The following is a 14,641-nucleotide window of genomic DNA, read 5'->3' as shown; positions in this document are numbered from 1 at the left end:
TTTATACCTGCTCCAACGCTTCGATTTCCCGTAAGATTTCTTCCAGCCTGCGTAATTCTTCCAGTTCCAGCCGGATATGCTCCGCAATCTCCGCGATAGTCGGCTGCCGGAACAGCATACGCAGCTCCAGCTCGATTCCCCATTGTTCACGTGTCCGGGCGACAAACAGAGACGCTTTAAGCGAGTGTCCGCCGAGTTCGAAGAAATTATCGTGTACTCCCACTCTGTCAACACCAAGAATATCGGCCCATATGATGGCTAGTTGCTCTTCGATCTCGTTTGACGGAGCAACGTAAACGGCTGCGGAAGTTTGCACGGCATCCAGGCCGAGCAGCGCTTTTCGATCCGTTTTCCCGTTTGGCGTCAAAGGAAATTTCTCAAGTTGGGCGAATGCGGCAGGAATCATATAATCCGGCAGGCTTTGCCCCAGGAAGGTCCGGATTTCCGATGCCGTAATCTCCGTTTTTACAACTAGGTACCCCGTCAACGTATGCCCGCCGGAAGTATCTTCCTTAGCCAGGACGACGGCTTCTTCCACGGCTTCATGACGGACGAGCGCACTCTCGATCTCGCCCAGTTCAATACGATACCCCCTGACTTTGACCTGGTGATCCAAGCGTCCAAGGAACTCAAGGCTGCCGTCCGGAAGCCACCGGGCAAGATCGCCTGTCTTGTACATGCGTCCTTCCCCCTTGCCAAACGGGCAGGCAACGAATTTCTCGGCCGTCAGATCGGGCCTGTTCCAGTACCCGCGCGCCAGTCCTTCGCCTGCTATACATAGCTCACCCGGGACTCCGGCAGGCTGTAGCTTGCCTCCGGCATCGACGATGTAAATCTGCGTGTTTGCAATAGGCCGACCGATATTAATGGAGTCGGCGTTTGTCAGATTCTGCACGGCGGACCAAACCGTTGTTTCCGTCGGTCCGTACATGTTGAAAATGTTCAATTCCGGGAACTCCTGCAGTGAACTCAGCAGCGCAGCCGGCATAGCTTCGCCGCCAACGAGAATATTACGGACATGCCGAAGGCTGGAGGCACCTTCCGGACTGCCAAGCAGCATTTGAAGACGTGAAGGCGTGATCTGCAGCATATCGACGCCCTGTCGGGAAATCAGGCCGCCGAGCGCTCCGGGTTCCGTCTGGTGCAGTGTTTCCGCCAGTACGACGCTCATCCCGCAGGTTATTGGCAGCAGTGTCTCCAGGACGAAGATATCGAAAGACACCGTCGTTAAAGCCAAAATTTTACCGCCTGGGATAAAATCGATTTTCTCCCGCATTCCGGTAAAAAAGTTGGAAACGGAACGGTGCTGGAGCATAACCCCTTTGGGATTCCCCGTCGAGCCCGACGTGTAAATAACGTAAGCAAGATGGTGAGGTTCGCTGGTGAGCCCCAGATTACCAGTCTCGCCCCCGTAAACTTTCTCCTCATTAAGAGAGATAACCGTCTCTACACTACCCTGCAAATCTTTGGCCAGTGTACCCTCGGTGAGAAGAACACGGGCTTGACTGTTTTCCAGCATGTAGGCAACACGAGCGGCCGGATAATCCGGATCGATCGGCACATAGGCACCGCCCGCTTTCAGTACGGCCAAGAGGCCGATCATCATGGACGGAGAGCGTTCCGTGAGCAGCCCCACGAGCCGGTCGGGTCCGATTCCGTGGCTTTGTATCGTGCGTGCCAGCGAGTTCGCCTTTTCGTTCAATTCCCGGTAACTGAACACCTGATCGCCGAACAACAAGGCAGGGGCGTCCGGAGTGAGGGCTGCCTGTTCTTCAAACTGTTGGTGGATCGTTTTGTCGTGGGCGAATGCTGCGGCCGTATCGTTGAACGTTTCCACCAGCATGCGGTGTTCCCGTTCTTCCAGCATATCTATCTCGGACAGTTTGATGTCAGGATTGCGTACGGCCGCTTCCAATATGCGGAGGTAATGGCCCGCAAGCCGCCGTATTGTCTCTTTTCTGAACAAGCTCGTTGCAAACTCAATGTAAAAATCGATACCGCCCGTCTCGTTTTCTTCCGCTTGGAGAGTGAGATCCAGCTTGGATACGTCATGTCCGAAATCATAAGGCTGGAACAGTTCCCCCTGCTGGCCGATCTCTTCGATACCGAGATTTTGAAAAATAAGCATCGTGTCAAATAAGGGATTGCGGCTTAAATCACGCTTGAGCGACAACTTGTCCAAAATCGACTCAAGGGGTATCTCCTGGTTCTGAAACCCTCCTAGTGCCGTTTGTTTAACCTCTCCAAGCAGTTGACTGAACGTTTTATCCCCAGCCGGAAAACTTCTCATCGGCAGGGTATTGACGAACATCCCGATAAGAGGCTCCAGATTCGCATGAATCCTGCCTGCGACGGGTGTTCCCACTATAACGTCCTCTTGACCCGTATAGCGGTGCAGCAGCGTGTTGAACGAAGCGAGCAAAACCATATATAACGTCGCACCGGCACGGGATGCCGTTTGCTTGAGCGCCTCGGCTTCGCTTGATCCGAGTGTGAAAATATACCGGTCACCCTCGAAGCTTTGAAGCGGAGGCCGTGTAAAATCGGTCGGAAAGTTCAGAACAGGCAGCTCGCCGTCCAGCTTATCCGCCCAATAAGCTTCCTGGGCGTCCAAAACGCCACTTGCACTTCGTTTTTGCTGCCAAACGGCATAATCCTTGTATTGGATTTTGAGAGGAGGCAGCTCTTCTCCCGCATAAAGCCGGTTAAATTCATTCGCAATGACCGCCATGGAAACACCGTCGGCTACAATATGATGCATATCGATTAAAAGTGCAGTGCCTCCGCCGGCCAACTCGGCCGCTCCCACCCGAATGAGCGGAGCCTCCGCAAGGTTAAAGGGACGAATAAAGCCTTCGATAACCCGGTCCAGCGCCTCTTTCTCGGTTGGTGTAAGAAGGCTCTGAACGACAGCCGGCTCTTCAGGACGGTCACCGGAACGGTGCATACCCGCCTTATGAATCGTCGTCATTTCTACAGCGGCTTTCAAAATGTCCGTTAACGCCGAACCAGCCGGGAGTTCCCCAATCCCGCCTTTCTCCTTTGTCAGCGTGCTTTCGTCAAGACCGCTTATAGATTCTTTCTCCTGCCCCGACAAAGTAATTTCTTCTATCTTGAAAGCCGCTTCGGGATGAATCCGCTGAACGACCTCGGCTTCAATCCGTTCAAAGGAAGTACGGAGAGACTCGTGACGGGCAATCATTTTCTCAAAGACGCCCTGTAGTCGACTGCGATCCAATGGAACCCGGCTAATCAGCACATGGGGGATGTGATAAGCGGTACTCTCTTGTTCCAACTGGTCCAGAACCATTAACCTCTTTTGAGCCGATGTGACCGGATACACGGTTTGCGGTTCGGCAGGCTCGATAGCTTGGTGAGCCGAGTAGGCTTCTTTACGGATCGCTTTAGCCATTGAACGGATCGTAGGAGACTCGAACACTTGACGCAGCGGTAAATCGATTTGCAGGCGCTGATGTATTTTGGATACCAGCGAGGCCGCTTTCAGAGAGTGCCCGCCCCGGTCAAAAAACGAATCGCCGGCTCCGATGCGCTCCACTCCAAGCACCTCCTGCCAGATGGCGGCAAGAACTTCCTCGGTCTCTCCTTCGGGCGCAATATAACCGTTATCATCCCAAGCCGTGTCCGGAGCGGGAAGCGCCCTGCGGTTCACTTTGCCATTGGATGTAAGCGGCATTTCCGGCAGGAATACGAAATAAGAAGGAATCATATAACTTGGAAGCTTTGCTGCAAGCGCCTCCCGCAGAAGCTCCGTTTCCGGGGCAGGATCGGGGCCGCATACGAGATAAGCGCACAGCACCTTCTGTCCCTGGCTGTCGGTCCGGTCCATAACGAGCGCTTCTTTGACCATCGGATGCCCGAGCAAAGCCGCTTCAATCTCGCCAAGCTCGATCCGGTAGCCGCGGATTTTGACCTGGTGATCCAGACGTCCGAGATACTCGATGTTGCCATCCGGCAGCCAGCGTGCCAGATCACCCGTTTTGTAGATGCGTCCCGAAGGGTCGAAATCAACTGCCGCAAATTTTTCGGCCGTCAGCTCGGGCCGGTTCAAATAGCCTCTGGCCAGACCCGTTCCTGCGATACATAGCTCACCGGCAACTCCCACAGGCTGAAGGCGGCCAGCGTCATCCGTAATGTAGAGCCGGATGTTATCGATCGGTTTGCCGATCGGAACGCGATCCAGGGCATTTTCCCCGAAGGAGCAATCAAAATAGGAAACATCGATGGTCGCTTCCGTCGGTCCGTACAAATTGATCAGTCGCGAACCGTTGGTCCGGTAAAACAACGAATTAAACCGGTTCACCTGCTGAGGATTGAGCGCTTCTCCGCTGGCGAACACATAACGCAAGCTGGACAAAACACCGGGCTCTATCCGGCTCTCCGCATGATCGAGAAAAACGGACAACATGGAAGGCACAAAATGCATCGTCGTTACTTTGTACTTATCGATGGCTTTGGCAATCTGCGCGGGGTCTTTCTCCGCGCCAGGTTCCAGAAATACGACCTTGGCCCCGTACGCTCCCCACCAGAACAGCTCCCAGACGGATACGTCGAAACTATATGGTGTTTTCTGTAAAATAACGTCTTTTTCGTCCAACGGATAACGTTTTTGCATCCAGTGAAGGCGGTTGATCAGGGCGCGGTGCTCGATCATAACCCCCTTCGGATTTCCGGTCGTGCCGGACGTATAGATAACATAAGCAAGCTGCTCTGGTCCCGAGCCGCGAGACAGATTGCTTCCGTCGCCCGTCAGAAGGTTTTCCGCATCGAGCTTGACAGCCTCTATTCCGGCCGGTGAGCGATCCGTCAGATACTGCTGCGCAAGCACAAGAACGGCCCCGCTGTCGGCAAGCATATAATCGATTCTTTCCTGCGGATGCGCGGGGTCGATCGGCAGATAGGCTCCGCCCGCTTTCAAAATGGCCAGCAGCCCGATCATCATCTCGATGGACCGCTCGCAAAGGATACCGACTACCTTATCCGGCTCTACACCTTTTAAGCGCAGCTGCCGGGCAAGACGATTGGCGCGCACGTTGAGTTCGCGGTACGTAAGTCGCTTCTCGCCGAAAATGACGGCGATTTTTTCCGGTGTCATGGCCGCCTGGAGTTCGAACCAGCCGTGCATCGTTTTTTCGGCGGGATAGGGAGCTTCGGTGTCGTTAAAAGCGCGCAGCAGGCCGCGTTCTTCGTCCGTGAGCAGCTCTATTGCTCCCAGCGTCATTTCAGGCGTTTCAATGATCTGTCCCAGCACCTGATAAAGATGACCGGCAATAGCGCGGATCCCCGACTGTTCAACACTTTCCGCATTAAAGCTGAATTTGATTTCGAGCTCGCGTCCCGGTATCACCGTCAGCGTAAGCTCGTAGTTTGTTTGCTCAAAGCCGTCCACTTCCGTGATCCGGAGGCTGTTTTGGCCTCGTTCTCCATCTGGCCGCCGGCTATCATCCGCTTCATTCCCGTTTCCGATAAGTTCTTCGGATATGGGGTAGTTTTCGAACACAACGAGGTGCCGGATCAAATTTTGTTTTAACGAAGACTGCGTCTGGATATCCGCGAGCGAAAGATAAGAATACGCATTGGACTCCATCCAGCCGCTCTGCACACGGCTCAGTAAGGAGGCGAAACTTTCGTTCTTCTCCCCGCTGACACGGAAAGGAATCGTATTAATGAACAGCCCTACCATGTTCTCAATACCCTTAATCTCCTCGGGTCTGCCCGAGACGACGGTGCCGAACACAACATCCGTGCTGTTGTTATAGGCTTGAAGAAGTACGCCCCAAGCGGTCTGGAATACGGTGCTTACCGTAACCTGGTGCCGTTTTGCGATCCGTTCCATCTTTTGCGTGAGTGCGGTATCGAGCTTCAACGAATAATGTTCGAGCCGGAAAGCGGACTTCCCGTCTGCCCGGCTGAATCCCGGAACCGCCGTTTCGTTTTCCAGCCCGTCCAGATACTTGTTCCAGTAGGCCGCGGCTTCTTCCCTGTTCTGATTTTCCAGCCATTGAATGAAACTGCTGAACGGGTACACCGGTTCAAGATTGGCACGGTTTCCGTCTCTAAGCGACGTATAGAGGCTGAAAAAGTCGTTGGCCACGATGCCAAGGCACCAGCCGTCCATTACGATATGCGGAAAACTCCATACTAGTTTGCACGTGTTTTCGCTCCATTTGAACAAAGCCAGACGAAGGGGCACGTCTTTTTCCAGATCAAAACCGTTCGTTCTGTCACTTCCGGTAAACTTTTCAAGCGCATCCGTTTTGAGAACATCGGCCAGGCCGGAAACGTCCGCCGTATAGACGGCAGGAGCCTCCCTTTCTTGAAGCACTACCTGAAGAGGCCGCTCCGTTTCTTTATATACAAACACCGTACGGAAAATATCGTATCTCTCTATAAGCAGCTGCAGGCTGCGCTGAACCAGCTCACGGTCCAGTACTTCTCCGACGGTAATGATATTTTGCTGAAAATAAGCTTGAGAATCCCCATCCAGCATTGAATGATACAGCATGCCTTCCTGCATCGGGGACAGCGGATAGATGTCCTTAATCTTCACTTGAGACACAATTTCACTCTCCTTTAAACTTCCGGCCGTCCCGCAGGACAGTCCGGAAGCATATGTCCGCCTTAAGCGGTGAAACGGGGAGGAACAAAGAGTTTATAGCTTAAGCTTGCCGGCCAGTTGGGCCGCCATATTCTCGAACTGTCCGATGGACAGGTTCTGATAAGTAAAGTCGGTCGGGCTCTGCTCGGCGGTCTCTTTCCCGCAGCAGTGGCCAATCAGTTCCAGAAGGTGGTTCTTGAATCCGCCGGCCAGTTTTTCGACCGTTTCGGCCCGGTACTGATGACGGTTATAGTTAAAGGTTAGGCGTAGGACTCCGTCGGAGACCTGCCCGTTGATATCAAATGCAAACGGTCTCTCGCTGCCGCCGCTGATTTCATTGCCCGACGGGAAGGAGGATGGACTGAATTTTGCTCCGCCGTCATTGTCTCCGTCAAATTGTCCCAGATAATTGAAGCAGATCTGAGGTTCTTCCAAAGCGAAAGGAAGTTCTCCGTGATCGATTTCTTCTGTCAAATAGCGGAGTATGCCGTAGCCGATTCCTTTGTTCGGAACGCGGCGCAGTCCGTCTTTCACCAGCTTGATTTGATGTCCCAAGTCATCGGGGCTGCTCACATCAAGCACGAACGGATACATAACGGTAAACCAGCCGACGGTACGGGACACATCCACATCCTTTAAAATTTCTTCGCGACCGTGACCCTCGACGCTGACGGCAATCCGGGATAGTCCGCTCCATTCGCGAAAAGACAGCCCCAATGCCGTAAGAAGCAGGTCATTGATTTCGGTATTGTAGGCTTGCTGCGCGTGTTTCAGCAGTTTTTCCGTGTTGTCGCAGTCGAGTTCGATTTCAATGTCCTTGCCGTCTTCGACTTTATCCGACGCTGCCGCGTAATCGGACGGCAGAGAATCCGGCATCTGAGAACGGATAGCCGACCAATAGCTCAGTTCCGTTTGAGCGCGGCTGCTGTTCGCATATTCCGCGAGCCGAGAAGCCCATTCCCGGTAGGAATCGGTTTTGGCCGGAAGTGAAACGGCACGGCCTTCCAAAGCTGCTGCATAGGCGTTCTCCAGATCTTCCAGCAAAATTCTCCAGGAAACTCCGTCAATAACCAGATGATGGATCACAATCAGTAAATGATCGTTTTCCGCGGTGCGGAAAAGAGCGAGCTTCATAAGCGGGCCGCGGTCCAGCGCGAATCCGCTTTGCAGGCTGTCTGCAATCGGACCGATTTCCAGAGCAGGTTCCGGCGCGAGAGTCAGATCATAGGCGTGCAGTTCGTATGCTTCTGCCTCTTTCCAGTCCCGCGTTTGAGCTGTTACGCCGCCTTCCTCAGCCTGGGAAAATACGGTGCGAAGCGCATCGTGATGCAGCGTCAGTTTATCCAAAACCCGGCGGAGCACGTCTTCATTCAGACGCTCTTTGCTTTTCAGCATAACGGCCTGGTTGTAATGATGGAGGTCTGTGCGGTGACGTTCGAAAAATCTCCGCTGAATAGGAGCCAGCTCCGTCCTCCCTTGGACGATTCCTTGGTTAATGGTCCGCTGTACAATCTGGATATAAGGAACCACCTGCTCGATCTGCGGATGACGGAACAAATCCCGCAGCTCCATTTTCAGCCCTCTGCCGTTCAACCGTGCGGCAATCTGCAAGGCTTTGATCGAATCGCCGCCCAGTTCGAAGAAGTTGTCGCGTATTCCGATTTTTTTGACTCCCAGCACGTCCTGCCATATTTCGGCCAGCGTATGCTCCATTTCCGATTCCGGCTGAACGTAATCGGCCGTCATTCTTACTGATCCGTCCGGCTCAGGGAGGGCTCTGCGGTTAATTTTGCCGTTGCTTGTGAGCGGCATCGCATCCAGGAAAACGAACTGGGCGGGAATCATATAGTCAGGCAGGCTTTCGGCAAGCCCTCCGCGAAGTTCGGAAACCGTCAGCTCCGTACCGTCCGCGCTTACCAGATAAGCGCACAAATATTTCTGTCCGTTAGCGTCTGTCCGGTCCATTACGATCGTTTCTTTAATTTCATCCCTGTTCAAAAGTCTTGCTTCGATTTCTCCCAATTCAATCCGGTAGCCGCGGATTTTCACCTGATGATCGATCCGGCCGATATATTCCACACTACCGTCAGGCAGCCAGCGGGCCAAATCGCCCGTTTTGTACATCTTCGCCTGGGGACGGTGCGGAATCGGCACGAACTTCTCCGCCGTCAACTCGGGACGGTTCAAGTAACCCCTTGCCAGGCCCGTACCGGCGAGGCAAAGTTCCCCCGGTACGCCCACCGGCTGGATTCGGTGTTTGGCGTCAACAATGAACAGCTCCGTGTTGTCGATAGGTCTGCCGATCGGCACCTGCTCCAGCAGTTGACCCGGCGGGCAGTCGAAATACGTCACATCGATGGTGGCTTCGGTTGGACCATATAAATTGGCCAATATAACTCCGCCCGGAGTGCCGATTAGCCGATCAAACCGGTTGGCATGCTGCGCCTGAAGCGCCTCCCCGCTGGCAAAAACATAACGGAGCGAGTCTAAATCTTCCTCCTGCCGGTTTTGCTCGATATGGTCCAGGAAGACGGACAACATGGAAGGAACGAAATGCAGGGTAGTTACACGGCTTCGCCTGATTTCTTCCACAATAAGCCGGGGCTCTTTCTCACCGCCTGGCGTCAGGAATACCACACGCGCCCCCTGTGTTCCCCACCAGAACAGCTCCCATACGGACACGTCGAAGCTGTACGGCGTTTTTTGCAAAATAACATCGTCACGGCCGATCGGATATCTTTTCTGCATCCAGTGAATGCGATTCACCAGCGCACGGTGCTCGATCATGACGCCTTTCGGATTACCCGTCGTACCGGAAGTGTAAATGACATAAGCCAGATTTCCGGGTCCTGCCGCCCCTTCGGGAGACAGCGCACTGAAATCTTCGTGATAAGACTGTTCCTCATCCAGCAGGATGTACTCGTATCCTTCAGGCAGCTGCCCGGCCCATTTCGATGCGGTCAGCACGATACGCGCTCCGCTGTCGTTCAGCATAAAGCCGACCCGGTCACGGGGATGTGCCGGATCAACCGGGAGGTACGCGCTGCCGGCTTTGAGAATGGCAAGGAGACCGATCATCATTTCAGCCGATCTCTCGGTCAAAATGGCAACGACTCCGTCCGGACGCGCACCTTTGGCGCGCAGAGTGCGGGCGAGCCGGTTCGCACGCTCGTCCAGTTCCCCGTACGTGAGCCGGTTCTCTCCGAACACGACGGCAATCCGGTCCGGATCCTCCGCGGCCTGCTCTTCGATCCAGCCGTGGATCGTTTTATTCTCGGGGAACGCCGCCTTCGTATCGTTGAACCGGCTAATAAGGGTGTGCCTTTCCTCTTCGGTCAGCAGCTCGATATCGGCCAGATTCACGTCCGGATTGCGGACGACCTCCTCAAGAATATTGAGGAAGTGACGGCTCAGCTTTTCGATCGTCCCCCTCTTAAAGAGCTTGATTGCATATTCAAACGACAAGCCGAGCCTGTCGGGGAATTCTTCGACGCTTAGCGTCAGATCGAATTTCGCGATCGCCATCTCGAACTCGACCGGCCGGAATGTAACCTCGTTGAACCGGAACTGGTTCATACCGGTGTTCTGCAGCACGAACATCACATCAAACAGCGGGTTGCGGCTCACATCACGGCGAAGCTGCAGACGCTCGACAACTTCCTCAAACGGAATATCCTGATTTTCGTAAGCATGCAGCGCTCCGTCTTTAACTTCCTTCAGAAAATGGCTGAAAGACTTATCGGCGGAAGGGAAATTCCGCATCGGCAGCGTATTGACGAACATCCCCATCATCGTCTCCAGATCGGGGTGCGGACGCCCCGCCACCGGGGACCCTACGACTATGTCTTCCTGCCCGGTATATCTGTGAAGCAGCGTGTTGAAGGCGGCAAGGAGGACCATATACAAGGTCGTCCCCGTCCGGGCGCAAAAACGATGCAGGTCTGCGGTCAGTTCGCTGCCGATTTCGTAGGTCAGGCTGTCGCCCTCAAAGCTCTTGATTGCCGGACGGATGTAATCGGCGGGCATATCCAGAACTGGCACATCTTCACCGCCGCCGAAAAGGTTTTTCCAGTACACGGCTTGTTTTTCCGCCGCTCCTCCGGCGATCTGCCCGTTCTGCCACGAAGCAAAATCCTTGTACTGGATGCGGAGCGGAGGGAGCTCTTCACCGGCGTAGAGACGGCTGAACTCCTCAACGAACACTTCGATCGAAATTCCGTCGGTGATAATGTGGTGCATGTCGGCCAGAAGCAGATGCCTTCCTTCTTCCAGCTTGATCAGCTCCGCGCGAAGAAGTGGTGCTTCTTCCAGATTAAACGGGCGGATAAACGGGCGGATAAGGGTTTCCAGCACGGAATCCGGCTGATTTGCTCCGCCAAGCGATCCGGACGTGACGGCTCCGGCTTCTGCCGTATGGCTGCCCGCCGAGGCCGTGGCTGCTTCAGCGAGGGCTCCATACCCGTTCGAGTCCAGCTCGCGGTATGAGACCCGGAAATCCAGCGCTTCCGGTTGATGGATGCGCTGTGCAGGTTCACCGTCGATCACCGCAAAAGACGTGCGCAGGGACTCGTGACGAACGACCATGGTCCGGAACGCCTCTTCCAGCCGCTCTCTGTCGAGCGGACCTGTCATCTCCAGCGCGGCACACATGTTATAAGCACTCTCGGCGTCTCCCAGGCGGTCGATGATGAGGAGCCTTTTCTGGGCGGGCGATACAGGATGATAATCCTTGTCTCCGACGGGTTCTATGTCCGCATAGGCGCTTTCTTCCGCCCCCGCGATAAGCGGAGCCAGTCCGCGCACCGTAGGATGGGCGAACACTTCCCGCAGCGGCAACTCGACGCTGAACTGCTTCGCGATGCGGCCGATGAGAAGCACCGCCTTGAGGGAGTGCCCGCCAAGCTCAAAGAACGAGTCGTCGATGCCGACGGTTTTGACGCCGAGCACTTCCTGCCAAAGCTCCGCGAGCTGCGCTTCCGTCAGAGTGCGCGGAGCCGCGTAAGCCGACACCGGTGCCGGATCGCCGCTTGGCGCAGGCAACGCCTTTCGGTCAATCTTGCCGTTAGGGGTAAGCGGAAGACTGTCCAGCCGCACGATATGGGCCGGAACCATGTAGCCCGGCAGCTCGGCGCTGAGCTTTTTCCGCAGCCATGCCTCGTCGGCATCGCCCGCTACATAGGCGCACAAATATTTGTGCCCGCTGGAATCCGTGCGGTCGGTGACAACGGCCTGCACGACTCCTTCGAGCTTCAGCAGGGCCGATTCTATCTCGCCGGGCTCGATACGGTAGCCGCGGATTTTGACCTGGTAGTCGATCCGTCCGATAAAATCCACGCTTCCATCCGGCATCCAGCGGGCCAAATCTCCCGTCCGGTACAACCGTCCGCCTCCCGCAAACGGGCTGGGGACAAACTTCTCCGCCGTCAGCTCAGGACGGTTGAGATAGCCGCGCGCCACGGAATCTCCGCCGATGCACAGCTCCCCCGCCACACCCGCCGGCACAGGCCGAAGCGCGGAATCCACGATGTAGAAGCGGTGATTGCCCAGCGGTCTGCCGATAGGGACGTTGCCGGATTCCGGCAGCTTGTCCGCAGCTTCCTCGTAAAAGCTGGAATCGATGGCCGCTTCTGTCACCCCGTAGCTGTTCATGATCCGCATGCTTCCCGCAAAACGCTCCAACAGCGTCCCGTAATCGTGCACGCTGCAGCTGTCCGAGCTCGTAATCAGCAGCTTCAAGGCGCTAATGTCCGTCCCGTACTCATGCACGTGCTCCATAAGCGGTAAGATCAGGGCGGGAGTAGATTCGAACACCGTGATCCGGTGATCCTCCAAGTAGCCCGCCAGAGCGGAAGGATCGATCCTTACCTCCTGGGGACAAATAACCATTGTCCCCCCGTTTACGAACGTCCGTGCGAGATCCCCTGCAAATACATCAAACGAGAAACTCGCGATTTGCAGAAGTTTCACATCAAACTCGCGCAGCCGGTACCCGTACCGGTATCCGAACGCAGTGTTCACATAATGCCGGTGCTCGATCATCACGCCTTTGGCATTGCCCGTCGTTCCCGACGTATAAATCACATAAGCAAGGTCATCCGGTTTATTGACCGACTCAAGATTGCTTACCGCTTCCTCCGGATTCAATCCGGAAAACCAGTTCGTCTCCTCGCCGGAACCCGTGAATTCTTCCGCACGAGATTTCAATGCTTTTATAAAGCCTTTCTTTTCCGCCGCTGTCAGAAGACTCTGTATATCGAGAACTCTTCCGGGATAGTCCGCTCCTTGGAGCAGATCGGTCAGCGCTGCCTGAGTAAGCAGAACGCGCGCGCCGCTGTCGCGGAGCATGTAGGCGATACGCTCCTCCGGATAAGTCGGATCGATCGGAATATAGGCGCCGCCCGCTTTTTGAATGGCGAGTACCGCCGTAACCATATCGGCCGAACGTTCGAGCAGAACGGCCGCCAAGCTGTCCGGATTCACGCCCTGCCTCCTGAGAACGTGCGCGAGCACATTCGCGCGCTCGTTTAATTCCCCGTAGGTGAGCGATGTCTCTTCGTATACGACTGCCGTTTTGTCCGGTGTCTGTGCCGCCTGCGCCTCGAAAAGCTCATGAAACGTTCCGGCCGGATAAGAAACGGAAAAGCCGCTCCAAACTTCCGTAAGCTCTTGGCGTTCCGGCTCCGATAAAAGAGTGAATTCGGACACCCGTTTTTCCGGGTGGCTGGAGGCCTGGCCCAGAACCGTTTCCAAATGTCCTTGAATTTTCAAAATCTCCGCTTCGCCGTATGTGTATCCGTTATAAGAAAGGGTGACGTTTAAAACATCCCCGTCCTCTACTTCGATATTGAAGTCGTAAGGGGTCTGCTCGGCCAAATCCGCTCCCGTAATGGCGAAGCCGAGCCGTTTTTCCAAATCTCCCCGCCCGATCAGCTCCTGGAGCGGATAATTTTCAAACACGACGATATGTCCGATAAGATCCTGCTTCAACGCAGATTGAGCCTGGATTTCCGCCAGCGAGTAATAATCGTAAACACGCGACTGCACTGTCTGCCGCTGAACTTCTTTTACCAACCCGGTAAACGTGCTGTCCGGCAAAAGCGGGATCCGCACGGGGACTGTGTTAATAAACAAGCCCACCATCCGCTCGATGCCATCAATTTCCGGCGGTCTTCCCGATACGACGGTACCGAAAACGACATCCTCGCTCCGGTTATAGCGTCCGAGAATCAGCGACCACGCAGCCAGAAACAAGCTGCTGACCGTCGCCCCGCTGCTTTCCGCAATGCTGCGGAGCCGGCGGGCCGTATCCGCTCCGACGGTAAACTTCCGCTCCGACGGCAGATAGCCTCTCCCGGCCGATGTCACGGTATTGCCAGGCAATCCGGACGGTTCCTCCAGACCTTCCAGAAGTCTCCTCCAGTAATCCGACGCAGCCGCCTGATCCTGCTTTTGCAGCCACTGTACATAGCTGCTGTAGGGCCGGACCTCGGGAAGAGATGCCTCCCTGCCGTTTTTTTCGGCTTCATAGTAATTCAGAAGCTCTTCGAGCACGATGCCGATGCACCAGCCGTCCATAATAATATGGTGAAACGTGAAGAGCAGTGTATATTCCTGCGGGCTTGTCCGAAGGACGGTTAACCGCACCAGCAGTTCTTTGCTTATGTCAAAAGGACGGTTTTTATCGGCATGGATAAACACTTCAAGCTTCGCGTCCCGCTCACCATCCGCCAACCCGGCCAGATCCTCCAAAACGACGGAAGCTTCCCGGTCCTTAAATACGATTTGCCGGGGTTTCGCGACATTTTTGTGATACATATTTGAACGGAGCGGTTCATGCCGCTTGACAAGAAGTCCAAAACTTCTTTCCAGCGCCTGAACATCCAGATCCCCGCTCATCGTCAGCCGCACCTGCTCCAGGTAGGCATGCGACTCGGGATTCATCAGCGCATGAAACAGCATCCCTTCCTGTAAAGGCGTCAAATGGGACATTTTCTCAATTTCCAGCCCTTTACTCATCCGTAATTC

2 protein-coding genes are annotated in these 14,641 nt (G+C 54.9%); both read right to left on the bottom strand.

The features are described 5' to 3' along the window. Window position 1: 1 nt before the first annotated feature. Entirely contained in the window at window positions 2–6,577 is a 6,576-nt protein-coding gene (locus tag ABC395_RS11350; protein WP_413003083.1) for an amino acid adenylation domain-containing protein, read from the bottom strand. Window positions 6,578–6,670: 93 nt separating this feature from the next. Then, on the bottom strand, window positions 6,671–14,632 hold the full coding sequence (locus ABC395_RS11345; RefSeq protein WP_413003081.1) for an amino acid adenylation domain-containing protein: 7,962 nt from the start codon (window positions 14,630–14,632) through the stop codon (window positions 6,671–6,673). Between the last annotated feature and the right edge of the window lie 9 nt (window positions 14,633–14,641).

It is taken from the genome of Paenibacillus canaveralius (assembly GCF_047238265.1).
Lineage (GTDB): Bacteria > Bacillota > Bacilli > Paenibacillales > NBRC-103111 > Paenibacillus_F.
This window is presented reverse-complemented; position numbering and strand designations above follow the sequence as displayed.

Excerpts from the sequence above, each read along its gene's own strand:
- ABC395_RS11345 (WP_413003081.1), bottom strand. The coding sequence starts at position 14,632 with ATGAGTAAAGGGCTGGAAATTGAGAAAATGTCCCATTTGACGCCTTTA.